The 23,069-nt window shown below is 42.9% G+C and carries 22 protein-coding genes; 5 read left to right on the top strand and 17 right to left on the bottom strand.

Features of this window, described 5'->3' with window-relative positions; translation table 11 throughout:
• Positions 1-18: 18 nt before the first annotated feature.
• The 9 genes from pstB to RKD52_RS07205 all read right to left on the bottom strand — a co-directional run bounded on the left by pstB (position 19) and on the right by RKD52_RS07205 (position 11,433).
• Entirely contained in the window at positions 19-843 is an 825-nt protein-coding gene (gene pstB / locus RKD52_RS07245) for a phosphate ABC transporter ATP-binding protein PstB (protein ID WP_454099193.1), read from the bottom strand.
• 35 nt (positions 844-878) lie between these two features.
• Entirely contained in the window at positions 879-1,757 is an 879-nt protein-coding gene (pstA, locus tag RKD52_RS07240; RefSeq protein WP_426866696.1) for a phosphate ABC transporter permease PstA, read from the bottom strand.
• A 1-nt stretch (position 1,758) separates the two neighbouring features.
• Positions 1,759-2,700 carry a phosphate ABC transporter permease subunit PstC gene (pstC, locus tag RKD52_RS07235; protein WP_454099192.1) on the bottom strand — a complete coding sequence of 314 codons (942 nt, stop codon included), beginning with the start codon at positions 2,698-2,700 and terminating at the stop codon, positions 1,759-1,761.
• Between the two features lie 73 nt (positions 2,701-2,773).
• On the bottom strand, positions 2,774-3,748 hold the full coding sequence (locus tag RKD52_RS07230; RefSeq protein ID WP_454099191.1) for a PstS family phosphate ABC transporter substrate-binding protein: 975 nt from the start codon (positions 3,746-3,748) through the stop codon (positions 2,774-2,776).
• A 231-nt stretch (positions 3,749-3,979) separates the two neighbouring features.
• Positions 3,980-6,142, bottom strand: coding sequence for a peptidoglycan D,D-transpeptidase FtsI family protein (locus RKD52_RS07225; RefSeq protein ID WP_454099190.1), 2,163 nt, complete (start codon positions 6,140-6,142; stop codon positions 3,980-3,982).
• 140 nt (positions 6,143-6,282) lie between these two features.
• On the bottom strand, positions 6,283-7,578 hold the full coding sequence (locus tag RKD52_RS07220; RefSeq protein ID WP_454099189.1) for an MFS transporter: 1,296 nt from the start codon (positions 7,576-7,578) through the stop codon (positions 6,283-6,285).
• Positions 7,579-8,496: 918 nt separating this feature from the next.
• Positions 8,497-9,105 carry a superoxide dismutase SodA gene (sodA, locus tag RKD52_RS07215; RefSeq protein WP_320156846.1) on the bottom strand — a complete coding sequence of 203 codons (609 nt, stop codon included), beginning with the start codon at positions 9,103-9,105 and terminating at the stop codon, positions 8,497-8,499.
• Between the two features lie 117 nt (positions 9,106-9,222).
• A complete protein-coding gene (locus RKD52_RS07210) occupies positions 9,223-9,705 on the bottom strand; it encodes a DUF456 domain-containing protein (RefSeq protein ID WP_369735878.1) in 483 nt (160 codons plus the stop codon).
• A 96-nt stretch (positions 9,706-9,801) separates the two neighbouring features.
• On the bottom strand, positions 9,802-11,433 hold the full coding sequence (locus RKD52_RS07205) for a Na/Pi cotransporter family protein (RefSeq protein WP_454099188.1): 1,632 nt from the start codon (positions 11,431-11,433) through the stop codon (positions 9,802-9,804).
• A 213-nt stretch (positions 11,434-11,646) separates the two neighbouring features.
• On the opposite strand from RKD52_RS07205, the gene RKD52_RS07200 reads away from it, so the two are divergent.
• Complete coding sequence (locus RKD52_RS07200; protein WP_454099187.1) at positions 11,647-12,420, top strand: DUF1189 domain-containing protein; 774 nt, start codon at positions 11,647-11,649, stop codon at positions 12,418-12,420.
• Between the two features lie 57 nt (positions 12,421-12,477).
• On the opposite strand, the gene RKD52_RS07195 is transcribed toward RKD52_RS07200, so the two are convergent.
• Positions 12,478-14,217, bottom strand: a complete 1,740-nt coding sequence (locus RKD52_RS07195) for a methyl-accepting chemotaxis protein (RefSeq protein ID WP_454099186.1) — start codon at positions 14,215-14,217, stop codon at positions 12,478-12,480.
• 223 nt (positions 14,218-14,440) lie between these two features.
• Between RKD52_RS07195 and RKD52_RS07190 the strand changes: the two genes are divergently transcribed.
• Positions 14,441-14,773, top strand: a complete 333-nt coding sequence (locus RKD52_RS07190; protein WP_454099185.1) for a hypothetical protein — start codon at positions 14,441-14,443, stop codon at positions 14,771-14,773.
• Between the two features lie 141 nt (positions 14,774-14,914).
• Positions 14,915-16,018, top strand: coding sequence for a flavodoxin-dependent (E)-4-hydroxy-3-methylbut-2-enyl-diphosphate synthase (ispG, locus tag RKD52_RS07185; protein WP_203290356.1), 1,104 nt, complete (start codon positions 14,915-14,917; stop codon positions 16,016-16,018).
• Positions 16,019-16,064: 46 nt separating this feature from the next.
• Here the strand turns inward: ispG and RKD52_RS07180 are convergent, their stop codons facing one another.
• Positions 16,065-16,451: a hypothetical protein gene (locus RKD52_RS07180; protein ID WP_369735883.1), complete on the bottom strand. Its 387-nt coding sequence runs from the start codon at positions 16,449-16,451 to the stop codon at positions 16,065-16,067.
• Positions 16,452-16,639: 188 nt separating this feature from the next.
• On the opposite strand from RKD52_RS07180, the gene RKD52_RS07175 reads away from it, so the two are divergent.
• Positions 16,640-17,221, top strand: a complete 582-nt coding sequence (locus RKD52_RS07175; protein WP_369735917.1) for a hypothetical protein — start codon at positions 16,640-16,642, stop codon at positions 17,219-17,221.
• A 38-nt stretch (positions 17,222-17,259) separates the two neighbouring features.
• Here RKD52_RS07175 and RKD52_RS07170 read toward each other — a convergent pair whose 3' ends face one another.
• The 4 genes from RKD52_RS07170 to RKD52_RS07155 all read right to left on the bottom strand — a co-directional run bounded on the left by RKD52_RS07170 (position 17,260) and on the right by RKD52_RS07155 (position 20,302).
• Entirely contained in the window at positions 17,260-17,682 is a 423-nt protein-coding gene (locus RKD52_RS07170; protein WP_369735884.1) for a Fur family transcriptional regulator, read from the bottom strand.
• A gap of 2 nt (positions 17,683-17,684) precedes the next feature.
• Positions 17,685-18,521 carry a metal ABC transporter permease gene (locus RKD52_RS07165; RefSeq protein ID WP_454099184.1) on the bottom strand — a complete coding sequence of 279 codons (837 nt, stop codon included), beginning with the start codon at positions 18,519-18,521 and terminating at the stop codon, positions 17,685-17,687.
• Between the two features lie 2 nt (positions 18,522-18,523).
• The gene (locus tag RKD52_RS07160) at positions 18,524-19,297 is read right to left on the bottom strand and encodes a metal ABC transporter ATP-binding protein (RefSeq protein ID WP_454099183.1); all 774 of its coding nucleotides are present in this window, start codon (positions 19,295-19,297) and stop codon (positions 18,524-18,526) included.
• A gap of 123 nt (positions 19,298-19,420) precedes the next feature.
• Entirely contained in the window at positions 19,421-20,302 is an 882-nt protein-coding gene (locus tag RKD52_RS07155; RefSeq protein WP_454099182.1) for a YitT family protein, read from the bottom strand.
• A gap of 120 nt (positions 20,303-20,422) precedes the next feature.
• Here RKD52_RS07155 and RKD52_RS07150 point away from each other — a divergent pair, with 120 nt between their 5' ends.
• Complete coding sequence (locus RKD52_RS07150; RefSeq protein WP_426866683.1) at positions 20,423-20,683, top strand: DUF2624 domain-containing protein; 261 nt, start codon at positions 20,423-20,425, stop codon at positions 20,681-20,683.
• 32 nt (positions 20,684-20,715) lie between these two features.
• On the opposite strand, the gene RKD52_RS07145 is transcribed toward RKD52_RS07150, so the two are convergent.
• Both RKD52_RS07145 and RKD52_RS07140 read right to left on the bottom strand, forming a co-directional pair.
• Positions 20,716-21,612 carry a deoxyribonuclease IV gene (locus tag RKD52_RS07145; protein WP_454099181.1) on the bottom strand — a complete coding sequence of 299 codons (897 nt, stop codon included), beginning with the start codon at positions 21,610-21,612 and terminating at the stop codon, positions 20,716-20,718.
• Positions 21,613-21,623: 11 nt separating this feature from the next.
• Positions 21,624-22,940 (bottom strand): DEAD/DEAH box helicase, encoded by a 1,317-nt coding sequence (locus RKD52_RS07140; RefSeq protein ID WP_454099180.1) that lies wholly within the window; start codon positions 22,938-22,940, stop codon positions 21,624-21,626.
• Positions 22,941-23,069 lie beyond the last annotated feature (129 nt).

Genomic DNA, 23,069 nt, shown 5'->3' with positions numbered 1-23,069 from the left:
TGCACGACTTACCTTTATTTAACCGAAACGACCTGTGATGTAATCTTCTGTACGTTTATCAGACGGGTTTGAGAACAGCTTGTCAGTATGAGCGTATTCCACAACTTCGCCGTTGAGGAAGAATGCTGTACGGTCGGAAATACGTGCAGCCTGCTGCATGTTATGAGTAACAATCACGATGCTGTACTGCTTTTTCAATTCCTGAACAAGCTCTTCCACTTTTAACGTTGAGATCGGGTCAAGTGCAGATGTCGGCTCATCCATCAGGATCACGTCCGGTTCAATTGCAAGACAGCGCGCGATGCACAGACGCTGCTGCTGTCCGCCTGAAAGGCCGTATGCATTTTCTTTTAAGCGGTCTTTTACTTCATCCCAGATGGCTGCGCCTTTTAAGCTTTTTTCAACGATGGCATCAAGCGTCTTTTTATCGCGGATTCCATGAATTCTTGGTCCGTATGCCACATTGTCATAAATAGACTTAGGGAACGGATTTGGCTTTTGAAACACCATTCCGACTCTTGTGCGAAGGTCTTCAACCCCATAGCCCTTATCAAAGATATTTTTTCCGCGGTAGATAATCTTGCCTGATGTGCGGACTGTAGGGATCAGTTCAACCATGCGGTTCAATGTTTTAATGTAAGTTGATTTACCGCAGCCTGAAGGTCCGATAATCGCTGTTACTTCATTTTCATAGATATTAAGGTCAATATTTTTCAAAGCCTGGTCATTTCCGTACCAAAGATTCAGGTTGTCTGTTTTATAGACGATGCTTTTTTCTTTTTCAGCATTCGCCGCAAACTCCTCATTTTCCTTCCGCTCTTTCACAACTTTTGTCATTTCCATCGTGTGAAACCTCCTTCATCCATTTCAAAGCATGTTTAATAATTTTTCTGGAACTTGTTTCGAATCAAGACAGCCACGGAGTTCATGACAATCAGGAAGATAAACAGAACGATAATTCCGGCAGCAGCTACATCCTGGAAATCAGCCTGTGGTCTTGAAGCCCAGTTAAAGATCTGAATTGGCATAACGGTAAATGTACTCATTACACTCTCAGGCAGATAGTTAACGAATGCAAATGCACCTACAACTAGAAGAGGCGCTGTTTCGCCTATTGCCCTTGAGAAAGCAAGTATGCTCCCTGTTAAGATACCTGGTATAGCAGCAGGCAAAACAACCCTGCGGATAGTCTGCCACTTAGTTGCCCCCATACCGAAAGAAGCTTCACGCAGCTCTTTAGGTACTGCTCTAATGGCTTCCTGAGACGCAACTACAATAACTGGAAGAACTAGAAGCGCCATTGTAAACCCTCCGGCTAAAATGCTTCTTCCAAGTTCAAAGTAACGGACAAATACAGTAAGACCCAAGAGTCCAAAAACGATCGACGGAACTCCGGCAAGGTTTGCAATATTTACTTGCAGGAAATTCGTGAATTTATTTTTCTTAGCGTATTCTTCCATATATAATGCCGTTCCAACACCTAGAATTAGTCCAGTCGGAATGACAACAGCCATTACCCAGAGAGAACCGACCAAAGCTGCTTTGATTCCTGAGGCAGATGGTCTTCTTGATGCGAAATTCTGAAAGAACTCCGGTGTTAAAAAGCTAAATCCTTGAGTGAATATCCGATATAAGAGAATTCCGAGAACAACGAGAGCAAAGCTTGTGGCAATCATAAAGATTCCTTTATATATTCCGTTAACCGCAAGCCTGCTGCTCATTTTCTTTGCGACTTTATCTTTATTAATGTAGTTCATCTTAGTATTCCTCCCTGAAACGGCGGGAAATAAACTGTGCAAGCAGGTTCATGATTAACGTGAACAGGAAAAGTGTCATCCCTACAGCATAAATACTGTAATAAATTGTAGTTCCGTAACCTGCATCACCTGAACTTACTTGAACAATATAAGCTGTCATTGTCTGAATCGATTCCGTCGGATCAAATGTCAGCTTGGGTGTAGCACCGCCTGCAAGTGTAACAATCATCGTTTCGCCGATTGCACGTGAAATAGCCAGTACGAATGAAGCAATGACACCAGAGATGGCAGCCGGAAGCACTACCTTGATGGCGACTTCAAATTTTGTTGATCCAAGTGCAAGAGCTCCTTCTCTCATTGCTCTTGGAACAGATGTCATGGCATCCTCAGATAATGAAGCAATCATCGGTATAATCATAATTCCTACCACGATACCCGGGCTCAGAGCATTGAAAAATCCAAGATCAGGCATGATCGAACGAAGCAGCGGTGTAACAAATGTCAGGGCGAAGAATCCGTACACAATAGTCGGTATCCCGGCAAGTACTTCAAGAATCGGCTTTATGATTCTTCTTACCCGGTCTGATGCATACTCACTCAAATAAATAGCAGATGCCAAACCAATAGGCAAAGCAACAACCATTGCAATCACTGCTACAAGAAGTGTTCCAGAAATTAGTGTTATAATTCCGTAGGCTGGATCACTTTCAAAAAACGGATACCATTCCCGCTGGGTTATAAAATCCAGCAGAGACACTTTGCTGAAAAACGTTACCGTTTCAACGATAAGAGTTAACACAATTCCTACTGTTGTAAGAACGGAAATGACAGCTGTCAGCAATAAAAATGCAGGTACCATTTTTTCTGTAGATCTCATCCAGGATCTTTTCTCTTTTTTTTCTCTGATCAGCTCGCTGACAGAGCGGCTTGTTTCTGTTGCCATAATGCGAAAACCCCTTTCCAAAACATGGGAAGATGAGAAGCAGTTTTATGCTTCTCATCTATTAGATTTTAAATTATTTTAAACCTTCGATTGTTTCAAGCTGCTCTGTGTACTTTTCTTCTGGAAGGCTTACGTATCCAACTTCTTCAGCCAGAGCGCCAGCGTTTTCCAAGTAGAACTTCACATACTCAGCAACTTGAGGCTTTTCTTTCATTGAAGCATTGTTTACATAGATGTAAAGAGGACGTGAAAGCGGGTTGTATTCGCCAGACTCAACTGATTCATTTGTCGGCTCAACTGCTTTGCCTTCTTCGTTTACAATCGGAACAACTTTAAGTGTATCTTTGTTTTCAAGGTAATACGCATAACCGAAGAATCCCATAGCAGTTTTGTCGCCCTGCACACCTTTAACTAGTACATTGTCATCTTCAGAAAGTGTTGCTTGCTTTGCTACTGCTTCATCTTCAAGGATTACTTCATTGAAGTAGTCATATGTTCCTGAATCTGTTCCAGGAGAGAAAAGCTTGATTGGCTCGTTCGGCCAGTCAGGGTTAATATCAGACCATTTCTTTTCTTTTCCGTCTTCAACCCAGATCTTTTTAAGGTCTTCCACCGTTAGTTCTTTAATGAAATCATTTTCTTTATTTACAACAACTGAAAGTCCGTCAAAGGCAACTTGAAGTTCTGTGTATTCAATGCCAGCGTCTTTAGCTGCTTGTGCTTCTTCATCTTTAATTGGACGTGACGCCTGAGAAATGTCCGTTTCGCCTGCTACGAATTTCTCAAATCCGCCGCCAGTTCCTGATACGCCGATTGGAGCTTTAACACCTTGATGTTCCATAGCGAATTCTTCAGAAACTGCTTCACCGATAGGAGCAACAGTTGATGATCCGTCGATTCCAACTTCACCTTCTAATTGAGCTGCTTCTTCAGAAGTTTTGTCTTCAGAACCGTTTCCTTCTGTGCTTTCACCATTTCCGCATGCTGCTGCGAATGCAAGCAAAGACGAAATCATAATAGTCATGGCTAAAAATTTGAAGCTTTTCATATTTCTTAATTCCCCCTACAAAGTGGTGTTTTTGTCCTACAAGTAATACAATAACGCCTAAGTGTTAACATGGTTTTAATCGAATGTTAAGGTTTTGTAAATGCGTGAACCTTTTTGTCGAATGATGAAAAGATGCCGGCTTCATGATTGCTCCAGCAGACTTTCAGCCAATGTAACACAAAAAAAGCACTCTCATTTGAGTGCTTTTATTGTCCTCTTTATCCCATGTTTTTATTCAGCTTCTTCTAATTCTCTTGCATTTTCAGGCTGGCCGACGCCTTCTTCAATGCCTTCTTTGCTCTGTTCGCTTTTCAGTTCGAAATACTTATCCATGATTCTTCGTCCGATCAGGTTATTGATTGGGTGAGAATTGCTTGCTTTATCATAGGCCCATGGTACAACCACTGAAAAGGCAATTTCGGGATTGTTATGAGGCGCATAGCCGACAAGGGTCAGATTATAAGTAGGCGAAAGGAACTGGTCTTTATTAGGTCCATCGTAAAATGCCTGCGCTGTCCCTGTTTTGCCTGCAGGAAGATAATCCGCTCCCATAAAATAACCGTAGGCAGTCCCTCTTTTCTCCTGCATGACCTTTCTGAACCCTTCTTGAACACGTTCAACATACTCAGGCTTCATTTCAACCTTGTTAAGTACTTCAGGATTAATGGATTCAATCACTGATCCAAGATTGTCTTTCGGAGAAGGTTCTCTGATTTCCTTCACTAGCTGCGGCTTCATCCGATAGCCGCCATTTGCAATAGTAGAAACATACTGCGCAAGCTGAAGCGGCGTATACGTGTCATATTGTCCGATTGATAAATCAAGAAGCAGTCCGGGGGTAACATCCCTTCCTTTAAAGCCTGTTGCTTCATTTGGAAGGTCTATGCCCGTTTTTACGCCAAGGCCAAACTGGCTGTAGTAGTTTCTAAGCACGGAAAAGGCTGATGTATCAAGAGGCAGTGATTTATTTCGTCTATACTCTCCATCAGCCATAGCAATGGCTGTTTTGAACATGTATACATTGGAAGATCTCTGAAGCGCTTCAAGATCATTGATGTTTCCCATTGTCTGATAGGACTTTTTAGGCGGTGAGCCTTTAATGTAAAGAGGTTCGTCCAGCTGTATGCTTCCAGGCTTAATCACGCCTGATTGAAAACCTGACAGGACAGTGGCCCCTTTTACAGCCGACCCCATTGTGTATGAGCTTGTCATCGTGCCCAGGGCATAATCATCAATGACGGTTTTTCCATTTTCATCTTTTTTAATTTGTTTTCCTGCCATAGAAAGCACTTCACCGTTTCTTGGGTCCATCATGACGACAAACGCCCGGTCAAGAAGAGCAGTTCCTGATTTCTTTTTGGCAGCAGTCAATTCTTCTTCGATGATTTTTTCAACTTCCTGCTGAAGCTCTACATCGACTGTCATGATCAAGTCTTTGCCGCTCTTTCCTTCAGTAATGATTTCTGTATCAAGGATGTTCCCCGACTTATCTGTGATGTTGCGGGCCTTTGCTTTTTGGCCCTGCAGAATGTCTTCATATTGATATTCCAGATAGCTTTTCCCTACTCTGTCATTTCGGCTGTACTCACGGGAAGTGAAATAGTCCAGTCTGTCCTGGGGTATCCCCTCTTCAGAAGAAGAGATGCTGCCTATAAGGGTTCGGAGTGTTTTATCAAATACATAGTTGCGCTGCCAGTCTGTTGTAATGTCGATACCCGGCAGTTCATCAAGGTTCTCGCTGATAAAAGCGAATTCCTTTTCAGAAATGTTGTCTTTTTTTATAATCCGGGGCGTCAGGGCATAGCCGCTGTCCATTTCCCGTTTAATCGCAAGGACTTTAAGCTCTTCCTGGGTGATTTCCTTCAGCTCGTTTTCCGTTATTCTCTCAAGCTGCAGATCATACAGATCCTCATCGCTCATTACACCGTCGAGCACCTTCTGACGGTCCGCTTTCGTGATTTTCTTTTCCGCCTTCTCCGGACGCGTTAAGATCCAATAATCTTTTTTATCTCTTTCCGTTATTTTCTTTAACTCGTTCTCCAGAGCTTCCTGGTCCTCTTTTGAGTCCGTTCTGTCCTGGTCAAAAATCTTGGCAAGTTTGGCTGCTGTTTCAAGTCGCTCCTCTTGATCAGAAGAAGCCGATCTTGTATATGTAATCGCTTTGATCGGCTTATTGTCTACAATGGTATTGTAGTTTCTGTCAAAGATTTTCCCCCGCGGGACAGAAGTGCTGATCGTTACTTCTTCCGTGCGCTCAACTTCTTTGCGGTAATCTTCTCCATATACAATCTGGACAATGCCAAGCCTTAAAATCATTCCTGAAAATAACAGGAAGATAAGAAAAAACAGGATATTCAAGCGAAGCGGGACTGTCCGTTTCTTTTTCTTTGTCATGCTGCACCGCCTTATTGTCGATATCAGGTTCCGAAAATTGAAATAGACACCATAACATGGTGTCTATCCTCTAGTTTATGAAAAAAATCGACTAATTTCTATTATTTTCGACAGTTGTAACACGATTGTCATATGCCGTGTCAGCTGCTTTCTCCATCTACAAGGTTCGGCTCAGGCATTTTTTTCTGTCCGTTAACTTCTTTTTTATCAATGGGTTCATTTGTTTCAGGCAGCGAAACCTTCCTGATGAAAAAATAAATACAGCTGTGCCCTGCCCCTATAATGGCAAGCAGAAAAGGAATGCTCTGTTTTTCATCGAATAGCGTGACAGAAAGAATAAACAGCAGAATGGATGTAATTCTTCCCATGTTTAAAAACAGTTCTCTGACGACAATGTATTCGATCCTTGCTTCTCCCGCGTTCCATGACCGCCCAATCACATCGTAGGTCAATGAAATGTAGGGAACAAGCAGAAGCGGATAGGCGACCGCAATGGAAATCGCATAGATGATGAGCTTTGCATAGGTCAGATCAAACAGGAGCAGGAAAATGGAGGCATAAAGCAGAATTCCCCCTGCCAGGATAAATTTCTTCCTCATTTTCTTCGTAATCATCCTTGTAGCCAGATAATAAAAAACGAAAGCAACCGCAGAGTTAATCAGCCCATACTTCCCCAGAGCAAGTTCGCTGCCGGTCGTGATAAAAACAAGGACTCCAATGACAAAAATAAATGTCCCTTCCCTGAGCCCCTGAAAGAAGTGAGCGTTCGTAATCATGCGCCAGTTCATATTCCGCTTTCTCTCTTTTAAAACATCCATAAGCAGAAAACGCCCGTTTGCATGCCTTCTTTTTAAGAAGAGACTTAGAATCACTGCACAAAAAAACAGGGCAAGCGACAGGGAAAAGATTGTTTTGTATCCCGTGTCTCCTGCAAGCCTTGAGATGACAAAACCGGCGACAATCGGGCCGATCATTCCAGCAGAGGAAGTCATGACCCCTAAAAATCCGTTAAAAAAGTCCCTTGTCTCAGGTTCTGTAATTTCAAATGTCAGTACATTAAAGGAAAGCCAGTAAAAACCTGAGCCTATCCCAAGAAGACCTCCAAGCAAAATCAAATTGTCTGCTGCCCTGTCCCCAATTAAGAGAACAGACAGATAAAATACAGCCAGGAATGCAACACCAAGACGAAACACAATCACCCGGTCAATTTTTTTTGCCCATCTCCCGGCAATAATAAATGTAATGGGCTGCATGATTACAATCGTCAGATTATAGATCCCTAAATCCAAAAAACTGCCGGACTGCTTCCACAAATACACATTAACAAAAGCATTCGAGAGGGCAATCCCTAAAGAATACATGCCCCCAATCGTCAGAAGCAGAAGCAAATCACGGTTAACTTCCACATTACCAAAGACTTTCTGCAGCTTAGACATACCTAAAACTCCCCTTCATCAGCTACTAATTAGTCTGTGTAAAGGGGGGGGAGATATACAAAGAAAAGCGGAGCCGACCGTTTAGCCCTGACAGGCAGAAAAGAAATCACCCGAAAAGTCCGGGTTTGACTTTTTTGGTGATTTTGTTCTGACAGAGGAGTTGGGTGATGGAGCTGGACACCGCGAAAAGCGGAATCAACCGGTTAGCTCCAGGAGTCAGATAAGGAAGCGGCGGAAAAGGCGCTTTTTGCCTTTTTTGACGATTCCGTTCTGACAGAGGAGTTGGCTGATGGAGCTGGACAACACGAAAAGCGGAATCGCCTTCTTACGCTATCTTGCACCTGCACTCTTCTTATACCATACGATTCCATCCCTTTCTTACACTATCTTGCATCCGCACTCTTTTTATACCGTACGATTCCATCCACTTCTTACGCTATCTTGCACCTGCGCTCTTCTTATACGGTACGATTCCATCCCTTTCTTACACTATCTTGCATCCGCACTCTTTTTATACCGTACGATTCCATCCACTTCTTACGCTATCTTGCATCCGCACTCTTTTTATACCGTACGATTCCACCTCTTTCTTATGCTATCTTGCACCTGAACTCTTTTTATACCGTACGATTCCACCTCTTTCTTATGCTATCTTGCACCCGCACTCTTTTTATACCGTACGATTCCACCTTTTTCTTGTTCTATCTTGCACCCGCACTCTTTTTATACCGTACGATTCCATCCCTTTCTTATGCTATCTTTCGCTCTTTTTTCCTTAAGTTTCCTGCTATGTTACTTTCATCTCATAACCATTTCTGAATGGTGTAAGGACAATTATGCCTGCCTGATATACACTTTCAGCTGATGAAGGCAAATAAAAAAACAGGAAATCTAAGATTCCCTGTTTTTTCACGTCTATTATTTTGCTTCTTCGTAGCGTCTGTTTACTTCATCCCAGTTTACAACGTTCCAGAAAGCTCCGATGTAGTCAGGACGGCGGTTTTGGTAGTTCAGGTAGTAAGCATGCTCCCAGACATCAAGACCAAGGATCGGCGTTTTGCCTTCCATTAGAGGAGAGTCCTGGTTTGGAGTGCTTGTTACTTCAAGCTCTCCATTGTTTACAACAAGCCAAGCCCAGCCTGATCCAAAACGCGTAGCGCCGGCTTTGGCGAATTCTTCTTTGAATGTTTCAAAGCTTCCGAATTTGCTGTTGATTTTGTCAGCTAGTTCTCCTGATGGAGCTCCTCCGCCGTTTGGTGAAAGGATTGTCCAGAACAGGCTGTGGTTCGCATGGCCGCCGCCGTTGTTGCGTACAGCTGTGCGTGCAGATTCAGGCACTGCGTCAAGATTTGAAACAAGTTCTTCAACACTTTTGCTGAGAAGATCGTCATGACCTTCTAGAGCAGCATTCACGTTCGTGATGTATGTGTTATGGTGTTTCGTGTGGTGAATGTTCATTGTTTCCTTATCGATATGCGGTTCAAGTGCATCATATGCGTAAGGCAGTTGCGGTAGTTCGTAAGCCATTTAAATCTCCTCCTCGAATGGTATGTAGTTGCTAAGCCTAAGCTTGTCACATTAAGATTACCAAAATTGACCGATTGTTTCAATTTATATGCACGGCTTTTTGGAATGTTCTGCACGTCAGAGAACGGTATACAGGAAATAACCGATCATAACGAGCTGAATAATCGTTTTGGCAAAAACCCCGGATATAAATCCAATAAGAGATCCCAGGCCGACTTTTACAGATTCATTAAAGTCTTTTTTGTGAACGAGGAGCTCTGCAAGCACTGCACCGACAAACGGGCCAATAATGATTCCCGCTATCGGGATAATAAATGGACCGATCAAAAGTCCAATCGTGCTTCCCCAAATGGCAGCCTTGCTTCCCCCGACTCTTTTGACCCCCATCAAATTTGCCACATAGTCCGCGGCAAATAAAACTGCGACGAAGACTCCCTCAATCAGCCAGAATTGATAGCCGAATTCCTCAAAGCCAAAGAAGGCTCCAAAAAGAAGGAATCCGCCGACAATGAAAAGAACGCTCGGGATAATCGGATAAATCAGGCCTGCAAATCCAATAACAAACATGATAATAATCAGTGTCCAATATAAAGCTTCCAATTCGGAAAACACCACACCTTCTTATTTAGTCATGAAAAAAAGCAAGAGCCGCAGCCCTTGCTTTCATTATAGCTTATTAAGTCTGATTTTAACCCATTATTTGCGGTATCCGAGTACTGCTTCAGCAATGTTGACTGAATGGTCCCCGATCCGCTCAAGGTTGCTGACGATGTCGACAAACACAATGCCTGCCTGACCCGTGCAGCTTCCTTCGTTTATGCGGAGAATATGCTTTTTGCGCAGTGTGCGCTCCATTTTGTCAATCTGTTCTTCTGATTTCATGACTTTTGCTGCAAGATCTGTATCTTTATCGTCAAGTGCAGCAATGGCATCTTTTAACGTGCTTATCGTCAATGTGAACATCTCATCTAAATCCTGAAGCGCAGACCCTGTCAGCTTCACTTTGTTTGAGAGCTGATAATCGACAAGTTCAACGATATTTTCAAAGTGATCTCCAACGCGTTCAATGTCTCTTACTGTATTAAAGAGAGCCGAATGTTCTTCAGACTCTGCTGCCGACATTTCTGTACGGGAAATTAATACGAGGTAATCAGTAATTTTACGGTCGAGGTTGTTAATTGCGTCTTCAATCTGATAAGCCGTATCAGCATGTTTCTGCTGATTCGTTTTTAGATAATAGTTGGCTTCTTCAAGTCCAAGAGATGCAAATTGACCCATGCGGAGAATTTCTTCTTTTGTCTGTCCCAAGGCAATAGAAGAAGATTGCTCAATAAACATTGGATCCAGATGCTTTGCTTTGTATTCCACCAGAGAATCTTCGCCGGGGATTAACTTCGTTACAATATAAGCAAGCACCCCTATGAACGGTAGCTGGATGAGCGTGTTTGTAATATTAAACGTTCCATGCGCAAAGGCAATTGTCATTTCTGGATTTAACCCAAGGTTCGTCTTCAGCATGGTGATAAATGCAGTGAACAGAGGGAGAATCAGCAAGAAAATGGCTGTCCCGATTAAATTGAAGATAACATGTGTAAAAGCTGCTCTTCTTGCAGCAACAGAAGCTCCGATTGATGCTAAAACTGCTGTAATCGTTGTTCCAATGTTATCTCCGAAAAGAACCGGCAGCGAAGCTTTTATATCGATCAGACCAAGACCGTGAAGTTCCTGCAGAATCCCAATCGTTGCACTGGAACTTTGAACGATGACAGTGAATACTGTACCGATTAAAACACCGAGCAGAGGATTGTCGCTCAAGCTGACAGTAAGATCCTGAAAGGCCTGAAGTGACTGCAGCGGCTTCATTCCATCACCCATCAGTTCAAGACCGAAGAACAGGGCACCGAATCCGAAAACAATCTGGCCAAAGTTGTGAATTTTTTTGTTTTTAAAAAAGAAAAGCAGCACCGCTCCCGCAAATAAAACAGGGAGTGCATAGTCTGAAATTTTTATTCCTATGATAAAGGCAGTGACAGTAGTGCCGATATTAGCACCCATTATAACGCCGATTGCCTGGCGCAAATTCATAAACCCTGCGCTGACAAGGCCTACTACGAGTACAGTTGTACCACTGCTTGATTGGATGAGAATTGTGACAAATACACCTGCCAGAACACCCATTACTGGATTTGTTGTAAATTTATCCAGTATGTCACGCAGTCTGTCACCTGCTGATTTTTGCAGTCCGTCGCCCATGAATTTAATTCCGAACAGGAAAATTCCGAGGCCTCCGACAAATTCAAAGATCATCTTTTGTAAATCGAGATCCAACTTCATTCAACCCCTAACATCTATTATCGACATGTTTCTACAACCTTCCCAATTATTAACGGAATGTATATTAATTGTAAAGGCGTTTAACTCTTTTTCATAAAAAATTTACAATATCTTAACAATAACTGTTCCAATTGCATTATTCCTTGTTTCTTAAGGTCTTGATGGTTAAAATGAAAACTGGATGAATATAGAAGGATGTGCGTATATTTGAATATTTTTAAACAGCTTGCGAAAAGTATTTACTCCCCAAAATCGATCTCTATGTACAGGTTTCAGGGAATCGGCAAAACGATTCTATACGTCTTTATGCTGACAGTACTCATTACCCTGCCTATGGGGATTTATATGTCCTCCGGCATTTCAGCCCTGCTTAAAGGGCTTGACTCAACGCTTAGAGAGGATTTGCCCGACTTTACAATAGAAGATGGAACATTGGTTTCTGATGCGAAAGAGCCAATAGAGCTGACAAAAGACGATCTCTTTATTGTTTTTGACCCGACAGGCGCGTTTACCACTCAGGAAATTGAAAACAAAGAAAATGCGATCGGCCTCCTCAAAAATGAATTTGTCTATGCTTTTGCCGGACAGTCGCAAAGCTATGATTACTCTATGCTGAACACATTGACGAAATCAGATTTGCTTACATACTCTGCTCAATTTGAAAGTGTCCTGCCGATTGTCATCGGAACTGTTCTACTCGTCTTTTATCTTTTTACCGCTGCATCAAAGTTTATCGAAATTACGTTTCTTGCGTTTGTGAGTATTCTGTTTAAGAACAGTCTGCAGAAAAAAGTGAATTTTAAACAGATGTGGGTAATGGCTGCATATTCAGTCACACTCGCTTCCATTTTCTTTATGATCATGGAGTTTTTGCAGGTATCAGTCCCAAGCGGAATTTTCATCAACTGGTTTGTGAATCTGATTGTGATGTATCTGGCATTAAAAGAAATTCCGGGTGCACGGAAACAAACGCTTGAATGACAAAACGAGCCCCAAAGCTTTCTTAAGCTTTGGGGCTCGTTTTATGTACAAGTGTTTTTACACTTTGTATTCTTTGGCGGATTTCGCGAGGCTTTTTGAAAGCTCTGAAACCCTTAAGCCGATTTCATGCGTTCTGCTTACCTGAATCATTTGTTCTTCTGAAGCAAACAGCATCTGCTCTGCGCTCGCAAGCGTTTCCTGAGAGACAGATTCAAAGCTTGCCGAAGATTTTTCCATCACAGGCAGATAGTCATGCAACTTATTCATTTGCCTCTTCATTCCGGACAGCCTGTCTGTTACTGTTTTGATTTCAATTGAAAGTTCATCGAACAATACCCTTGACTGTGATGCTGCGCTGAGGTGCGAATGAATGGCTGACAGCATTTCATCATATTCTTTTGATGCCTGAACGGCGATATTCTCCATGTTTGAGATGGAATTCCTGATTTTATGAGTGGCATTTGATGATTGTTCAGCGAGTTTTTTCACCTCATCTGCAACAACGGCAAACCCTTTTCCCGCCTCTCCAGCTCTTGCTGCTTCAATTGCTGCATTGAGTGCAAGAAGTTTCGTCTGTTCAGCAATCGTTTGAATAATGGCGGCAACATCTGCAATTGAGATGGAATGCTCTTTAACGCTTCTGATCACAGCCGTCATTTTCTCTGTTTCCCGCTCAAACACATTCATAGTACGTATCATTTTTGATCCCTGCTCTTCTCCGCGTGCTGCTGAAGAGTTCATATCTGATGCACGGCTGAACAAAAATTCCATGTTGCGGAATACATCTTTTAATTCATCTTTCATCCTGCTGAACGCCTCTGCGCTTTCCCCTGAACCTGCTGCTGTCTGCTCTGCACCCAATTTTACGATTTTAATGGCCTCGACAAGCTGCCCATTCTGCATAACCCCTTCATCTGTTGCTTCTCTGAGCTGGTCTCCCTTGTTCGACAGCTCATCTGCTGCATGATTGATATCACCAATTATGCTGCGCATATGATCCATCATGGAGTTAAAGCTTTTCATGACTGAATTTATTTCAGGAACCTTCGTTTTCACATGGACATTTCTTGTTAAATCGCCATCCCTCACATCTTTCATCGCTTTTCTGAGGACGGCAAGAGGATTTGTTAAACTTCTGATCACAAGAATCAGCACGGCCGCTGTAAGCAGGACACTGATTCCAATCATCCAAATGGTAAACGAAGCAAGGGTCTCTGTGGTTTTCATATAGCTTTCTGTCTCTACTGCAATCAGGAATTGACCCTTGAGTTCCTGTACTTTCTTAAAAGACAATGTATAGTCGGTCCCGTTTATCGTCTGGTGGATCACGCCATTTTTCTTTTCGCTGATTTCTTTCAGCTGATCCTCTTCAAATTGCAGCCTGCTGTTTGAACTCACAGAAAAAGGATCAACTTTCCCTTCGCCTACAAGGAAAAAATCCGCCTTCAGCCCGTCCTGTATTAATGCGGAGGCCTGATTGGAGAGGACCACTTTATTAAACCTTTCAAGGAATGAATCCTCTTCGCCTACGTACGCAATCATAAGATTTCCTGCGATTTCGCCTGTCGTATTAACCTCCCGTACAAGTCTGTCCTCAATCAGTGACATTGTTGCTTCTTTCGATTTTGAATAGGAGATGAAGCCGACAGCACTGATCGATGCTGCCATAATGGTTAATACAAGGAACAGGAGCCTTGCCTGGAGGCTCACTTCTGATATTTTTACAGTCCGAATCTTCCTGTATATATATGGTAAAGACCCGTTCTTTTTGCTTACTTTCCCGATAAGTCCCTTCAATGCTCATACACCCTTCCTCTTAACTCATGAAAATTATCCCAGATTAATGTTAAGAGAGTGTAAATTCCTCATTAATTTATGGAGAATTTTGTCGTATTTATAGGTATTAAGAAGGTTTCTCCATCATTAGATCTTTCTTTGAAAGGAAAAAAGAAATGCATGTCATATTTTTAGTGGACAAGCCATATAAATAATCATCGTGACGGATTGGGAGATGATACATATGAAGCGGCTGATGGTTTTTCTTTTAACACTCTTTCTTCTCTATATTATGTACTATGACATCAGTACAGGAACGATTGCGTTTTCCCCCCCTGCCACGGATAATGAACCTGCAGCGGCGGTTCAGTCGTCCCCCTCTCCTTTTACAGTAAAAGAAATTAAACAGGGTGAAACCGTCTTAACCATCGTTGAACAGCTTCACAGCGGACTGCCCGTTTCTATAGAACAAGTCAGGAAAGACTTTGAAAAGCTGAATCCAAATGCAAAAGCAGATGCGATCCAGGTAGGAAAAGCATATAAATTTCCACTTTATGAAAAAGAAGTTGCTTCTTAATTCTTGTCAATATCGCGCACTCACTGTTACAATATTGTGAGGGAAAGCACAATTTCCCCTGCATTGAATGATGATCAAATAGGTACTATGAAACCATAGGACCATGATTATGAATTAAGGAGCGATTTACACGTGAGTGAAATCATACATCGTACCAAAACCCGTCCAGTTAAAGTCGGCAACCTGACCATTGGCGGAAATAATGAACTAGTCATTCAGAGTATGACAACAACGAAAACACACGATGTGGAAGCTACAGTCGCTGAAATCCTGCGATTAGAAGAAGCAGGATGCCAAGTAGTGCGTGTTGCCTGCCCGGATGAGCGTGCAGCCGATGCTATTGCTGAAATTAAAAAACGCATCAACATTCCGCTTGTTGTAGATATTCATTTCGATTATAAACTGGCTCTAAAAGCCATTGAGGGCGGTGCAGATAAGATCCGCATCAATCCGGGAAACATCGGCCGCAGAGAAAAAGTCGAGGCTGTTGTAAAAGCAGCAAAAGAAAAAGGAATCCCGATCCGCATCGGAGTGAATGCTGGTTCCCTTGAAAAACGCATCATTGAGAAATACGGCTATCCGACAGCAGACGGTATGGTCGAGAGTGCCCTGCACCATATTAAAATTCTTGAAGATCTTGATTTCCACGATATCATTGTGTCCATGAAAGCATCTGATGTAAATCTTGCCATCGAGGCTTATGAGAAAGCGGCAAAGGCTTTTGACTATCCCCTTCATCTTGGAATTACGGAATCAGGAACGCTGTTTGCCGGAACGGTTAAAAGTGCTGCCGGACTTGGCGCTATTTTAAACAAAGGAATCGGAAACACGCTCCGCATTTCCCTTAGCGCAGATCCCGTTGAGGAAGTGAAAGTTGCACGCGAGCTTCTTAAATCATTCGGTCTTGCATCGAACGCCGCGACATTAATTTCATGCCCGACATGCGGACGTATTGAAATTGACCTGATCAGTATTGCAAATGAAGTGGAAGAATATATTTCAACCATCAAAGCTCCAATCAAAGTTGCCGTTCTCGGCTGTGCCGTAAACGGACCTGGAGAAGCACGGGAAGCTGATATTGGTATCGCAGGAGCACGCGGTGAAGGTCTTCTTTTCCGCAAAGGACAAATTGTCCGCAAAGTGCCGGAGGAAACAATGGTTGAGGAACTGAAAAAAGAAATTGACAAAATTGCCGAAGAGCATTATGCAAAGCAGGAAGCTGAAAAAGCTGCTGCTGAAATGTAAAACAAGCCTGGCCAAGTGGCCGGGCTTGTTTCAATTTATCCTAATCCTAAAAGAACGGCAGGATAAAAATTCCGAGGATGAGTGATACGATACCGATACCGATTGCCCATCCGCCAAGAGCTTCTGCCCCTCTGCGGCGTGCGACAAAGCCCACAATAATGCCCGCTGCCCCGAGGATAACCGGGAAAACGAACAAGGAGATGACTGACAAAACAATGGCCAAATATCCCATTCTTCGTCCGTCGGTTCTGCCTCCTTCTTCTTCGCGGCGGTCGTAGTCTTCATCTCTTCTCAGAGTAGCCGGAGCTGCAATTTCGGCAGCCGTTTCCTCTTTATAGTCATCGCGAAAATCTCTGCTGTAGCCAACTTCATCATCACGGAGGTCATATTCCTTGATGTTGCCGTGATAATCATAATGTTTCTCATCTGCCATGCGTGATCCCTCCATTCATATTGTAAGGAACATTTATAGTATGAGTTGATCGGCACGTCAGTATAACTGTTAAAGTTTACTGTGATTGTAACGGCTGATTATGATACACTAAAGAGTATAGTTCATCATTAATCGGTTATGAGATAAACCTTTATGAAAAGGTTTTACAGCAAGGGAGAGAAGACATGATGCTGCGTTTGGGAATTGATATAGATGGCACAGTTACATCACCTGAAACCTTTGTGCCGTATTTGCAAAAATCATTTAATGAATCCATTACGTTTGAAGATATGAAGGAATACGACCTGACGAAGCTTTTAAAGATCACAGAAGCTGAATTCTGGAAATGGATGGATGAAAAAGAACCGCTTATTTACAAAGAAGCACCAATGGCACTGGATGCAAAACTCGTTCTTGATGAATGGAAAAATAAGCATAAGCTTCTCTTCATCAGTGCAAGAAGAAGCCATTTGGAAGAAGTTACGTATGAGTGGTTTAAGCGAAACGGTCTTACGTACCATCAAATCGACTTAATCGGTACACACGATAAGCTTGAAGCAGTGAGAAAAAATCAAATTGATGTCTTTTTTGAAGACAAGCATGACAATGCATGCACGATCAGTGAGGTATTTAATATTCCTGTCATCTTATTTAATACCCCCTACAACCAGGAACCTGTTCCAAAAAACGTCATCAGGGCAGATAATTGGCTGGAGGCAAGAGACTGGGTCAATTCTTATGCACAAAACCGCTACTCTTTAACAAAATAACCACATAAAAAACGCCTGCAGAAAGCCGCAGGCGTTTTTTATGTGGTCATTTCATGGCATTCAGGGCACGTTCCGTATATTTCAAACTTGTGGCCGCTGATTTCATAGCCGGATAAATTTTCTTTCAGCTTTTCCATCGGACAAGACGAAATTTCCTTTGTCTTTCCGCAGGTCAGGCAAATAAAGTGGTGATGATGATGTTTCGTTGAGCATGAAAAGCGGAAATGCTTTTCCCCTGAGAGTTCTGTCGTTTCAAGAATGCCCATTTCCGCAAAAAGAGAAAGGTTGCGGTAAATCGTATCAAAACTCAAACCGGGATATTCCGGCTTCATTTCTTCAAGCACGTCCCTCGCAGTCAAGTATTTATTTGACTGTGAAAAAAGTTCAAGCATCTCTTCCCTCTTGCTCGTATATTTGTATCCCTTTTCCTTCATTAAAAGGAGAGCTTCCTGTACATTCATTTTTACTGGCCCCTTTTTAATTTAGTCCATCCAATTGTAAGAACGAGAATGAGAACGGAAAGCATAACAATCGTCCCACCCGGAGCTAAATCGAGCTGATAGGCTAACACTAAACCAATGATAACAGATATTTCTCCAAAGAGTACAGAAAAGAAAATGGCCTGCTTAAACCCTTTCGCAATCCGGATGCTTGCTGCTACAGGAAGCGTCATAAGCGATGAAACAAGCAGAATGCCGACAATCCGCATAGACGCTGCAATGACAAGCGCGACTGTTAAAATAAAGATAAAATGGATCCACTTTGAATGGATGCCCGATGCTGCTGCATGCTCCTCGTCAAAAGACAAAAGGAACAGTTCTTTATATAAAGCAAAAACGACGATCAGAACAAAGGCTGCAATGGAGATAATCACCCATAAATCCGTGCGTGTTACCGCACTTACACTTCCAAATAAGTAGTTGAACAAATCTGTGTTAAATCCGTCCGCAAGCGAAATGAAGATAACACTGAGGCCGACTCCTGCCGACAGGATAATCGGAATCGCGAGCTCCTGAAAATGTTTATAAACGCCTCTGAGCTTTTCAATAAACAATGACCCCGCTACTGAAAAGCCCATTCCGAGATAGATTGGATTGAGCCCTGACATACCGAGTACTTTCTTTTCAAGAAGAAGACTCGCAGCGATGCCGGCGAGTGTTACATGACTTAAAGCATCTGCAATCAGCGACAGTCTCCTGACGACAACAAATACTCCCAGAAGCGGAGCAATTAAACCAATTAATATGCCTGCAAGAAACGCATTCTGCAGGAATTCGTACGTAAATATACTGTTAATCATTTTTACCTTCCCCCATGATCGTGATGATCGTGAGTCAACACATGAACTGAATGACCATAATAGTCAGACATGTCAGAGCTTTTCAGGCTTTCAAATTCCTGTGTATTTCCGTGGAAATGCATATGTTTATTTAAGCATGCAACATGAGTTACCTTATCTGTGATCGTTCCGACATCATGTGTAACGAGAATGAGGGTAATACCCATGCCTTTGTTTAAACGCTGCAGCATTTCATAGAAGCTCTGAACGGTTTGAGCATCAACTCCAACTGTCGGCTCATCCAAAATGAGCAAATCCGGATCACTCACAAGCGCTCTGGCAATAAAAGTCCGCTGCTGCTGCCCGCCTGAAAGCTCTCCTATGTTCCGGTTTGACAGTTCTTCAAGCCCGACTGCCCCAATCGCTTCTTTTACTTTTTGGTGGTGAGCTTGGTTCAGTTTTTTAAATAACCCGAGCTTTGATGTCAGGCCGCTCGCAACCACTTCATAGACAGAAGCCGGAAACCCGGTATTAAAGCTGCTGGCTTTTTGGGAAACAAAGCCGATGCGGTGCCAATCTTTAAATTTGCGGATGTCCTGGCCAAAAAGCTTTATATTCCCGTGATCCGGCTTTAAGAGCCCAAGCATGCATTTAAGCAGCGTTGTTTTTCCGGATCCGTTGGGACCGACAAGACCAAGAAAGTCTCCCTCTCTCACGGTAAAATGAATATCCTCAAGCACCGCAGTGCGTTCATATGTGAAAGTCAGACTTTGAACATCAATAATAGGCTGATTCATTTTATTCACTTCCAAGTTTCAGAATGGTTCCGATTTATTTTCGTAAAAAAAGATCAGAAGCCATGTCTGATCTTTAACATAGAGATTATACAAGATTACCCGTAAAAGAGCAAGAATTTCTGCTTAGTGAATCGCAGATTTAAAGTTGGTTCCTTTTGTTTCCTGCGTGTTCATAATCGTGATAAATGCGTTTGTGTCAATCTCATGCACGATGGATTTAAGCTTGGTCACCTCTAGCCTCGTTACAACGACATAAATGACTTCTTTTTCGTCATCTGTATAGCCGCCTTTTCCCTTCAGCTTTGTCGTTCCCCTTCCAAGGCGCTGAAGAATGGCATCAGATACATCCTCATAATAGTCGGAAATAATGATGACCGCTTTTGTTTCATCAAGTCCCTGAATGACCGTATCAATTGTTTTAAACGCAATATAGTATGTCATGACAGAGTACATTGCCTGTTCAGGCCCGAACACGAACGCTGCCCATGTAAAAATGAAAATGTTGATGAACATCACAAACTCCCCCACTGAAAACGGAAGCTTCTTAGTCAGGAGAATCCCGAGGATCTCCGTTCCGTCCATCGAACCGCCATTTCGGATAACAAGCCCTACACCCGCTCCAAGCATCAGTCCGCCAAACACAGTTGCAAGCACCGGCTGGTTCGTAAACGGCTCTACATGATGCAGCATGCTTTCTATAATGGCAAGACAGACAATCCCGAAGATAGACGAGATCATGAACGTTTTTCCGATTTGTTTGTAGCCGTAGTACATAAACGGGAGATTGAGTATCACGACAAGCGTTCCAAAGCTGACAAATGGAATACTGCCCGCTGAGAGGTAATCCAGAATAAGCGAAATTCCAATGATTCCTCCGTCAATGATCTGATTGGGAATCAAAAACAGTTCAATCGACGCTGCTGCAAGAGCAGCTCCGATTACAATCAGGATCATCCTTCTGATAAACCGTCCTGCACTTTCCTTTTTATGCTGTTTTTTTGCCACAATAAAACTCCTTTCTTATAAAATCCCTGTTCCGGATATGTGTAAAAAATTTGCCTTTCTTCTTTCCTGAATAGGCACTTTTTAAAAAACTCCGCCATACATTGAACTGTAGAGGAGGTTATGTACGTGATTTTATTTCAGAAGATTGTCAACCAGAAACTGAATTCCCTTGATACAGACGGCCTGCTTCAGCTTGCCAAGCAGAATAACCTTTCCATCAGCAGACCCCAGGCACAGGAAATTGTGAAAATCATCAGAGGGAAAAACATCAATATTTTTAACGATGCAGAACGAATTGATCTTTTAAAACGCGTGGCTGCCATTACTTCGCCTGCGACAGCCCAGAAGGTCAATCAGCTCCTGCAGCAGTTTATTGGGTAAAAGCTGCCGGTTTCCCGGCAGCTTTTTTTGTTCTATTCCTGATTGCGTATTAAATCAAGCAAATCCGGGTTATATTCCTGATTGCGGAGCATCTCAATTTCAAAGCGGTACGGAGGCTTCTTGTCTTTTTTATCCTCGCCCACATAAGGCGTTTCAAGAATTTTCGGCACGTCCGAGAGTTCAGGATGATGAACGATCCGGTTCAGTGCTTCAAAGCCGATGTGACCGAAGCCGATGTTTTCATGGCGGTCTTTTCTGGCTTCTGCCGGGTTTTTGCTGTCATTGATGTGAAGAACTTTCAGTCTGTCGAGTCCAATGATGGAATCAAATTCCTTCAGGACGCCGTCAAAGTCATTGATCAAATCGTAGCCGGCATCATGAGTATGACACGTATCAAAACATACGGATAAATGTTCGTTATGAGTCACTCCGTCAATGATCTGAGCCAGTTCCTCAAACGACCGGCCGCACTCTGAGCCTTTTCCGGCCATAGTCTCAAGGGCGATTTGAACATTTTCTTCCCTGACAAGCACTTCGTTCAGCCCTTCGATAATTTTTTTAATGCCTATGTCAGCTCCCGCACCTACGTGCGCACCAGGATGCAGAACAATCTGCTTTGCGCCGAGTGCGTGGGAACGGTCTATTTCAGAGCGCAGAAACTGCACACCGAGCTCAAACGTAGCCGGATTTGTCGTGTTGCCGATATTGATGATGTACGGAGCATGCACAACAATATCCGAAATGCCGTGCTCCTTCATGTGTGCAAGACCGGCAGCAATGTTCAGGTCTTCTATCTTTTTTCTTCTTGTATTCTGGGGTGCTCCTGTATAGATCATAAACGTATTTGCACCGTAAGAAGCCGCTTCCTCACTTGCCGCAAGGAGCATTTTTTTTCCGCTCATTGATACATGTGATCCAATTTTAAGCATACCTTATCCCCCTACTTGCGTTTTTTGTTCAATCTTCTTTGGCGTTTTTTTATTTCATCCATTTCACGGGACATTTTCTTTTTGTAGCCCGGTTTGACGCCCTTAGGCTTTCTCACCATGCTTTTCGCCATCTGTTCGGTTCCATCTGACGGCTTAGCCCGTTTTTGTCTCCGTTTGCGGTCGTCAATCGTTTTCCACTCGCCGTTTGCAAGGTCCATGTTTTCAAACTGGATGCCAAGCTTTTCAAGCAAGTTCAGAGCATGCTCATTTTCAGGCTCATAAATGGTTGCCGCAATGCCTGAATAGTCTGCCCGTCCTGTACGGCCGACACGGTGGATGTAAAAATCAAGATCGCTCGGCAGTTCAAAATTGATGACGTGGCTGACTCCGTCGATATCAATTCCGCGTGATGCAAGGTCTGTTGCAACAACGTACTGATACTCCAGGTCATTAATCTGTTTCATCATTTTTTTGCGGTCTCTCGGCGTCAGATCCCCGTGGATTCTGCCGACTCTCAGTCCTTTTGCAATCAGTCCGTCTGCAACCTCGTCCGCTTTCTTTTTCGTGTTTGTAAACACGATGGCAAGAAACGGATTATAGCTTTTCAGCATTTCATAAAGCAGATTTGTTTTGTTGCGGTGGCGCAGAGGCACAAGCACATGTTTAATTTTCTTAGCCGCTGCCTGTTTAGGTGCAACATGGGTGAATTTCGGGTTTTCCATGTATTTTTTTAAAAATGGCTTAAGTTTCTCGGGAATCGTTGCTGAGAATACAAGCATTTGAAGCTTGGCAGGCATAGATGCACCGATTTTGTCCACATCTTCAATAAAGCCCATATCAAGCATAAGATCAGCTTCATCGACAACAAGCGCTTTTGCATGATGAACAAGCAGGGCATTTGCTGCAACAAGGTCTTTAATCCGCCCAGGCGTGCCAATGACGATTTGAGGCTGAGTTTTCAGTTTATCAATCATTCTTTGCTTATCGGTTCCTCCGATAAAGCATTTAGCTGTAATCGTTTCGTTTTCAGGTGCAAATTTAATAATGTTAAGGGCATCCTGGTAGATTTGATTTGCAAGTTCTCTTGTCGGTGCGGTAATGACAACCTGCACACTTTCGTCCGCGGCATCAATTCTTTGAATAAGCGGCAGCAGATACGCATGGGTTTTTCCCGTTCCTGTCTGCGACTGCCCGATTGCCGTTTCCCCTTTCAGAAGGGATGGAAATAAGCGTTCCTGTATTTCAGTTGGTTCATAAAAACCCAGCGCTTTAACAGCATCTATAATAAAAGGCTTAAATGGAAACTGAGTGAACTTTGTCTGTTCCATGTTCATCATCTCCTTGATGAAAAATTAAAGTAAGACGGTTTTAGCCATACGAAGGTGAGATCTTCTTTCAAACAAAAACACTGCACGCATCCGGAGACACGCCTGTCCATCAAAACATTATATACGATT

Source organism: Metabacillus sp. SLBN-84 (assembly GCF_053629595.1).
This window is presented reverse-complemented; position numbering and strand designations above follow the sequence as displayed.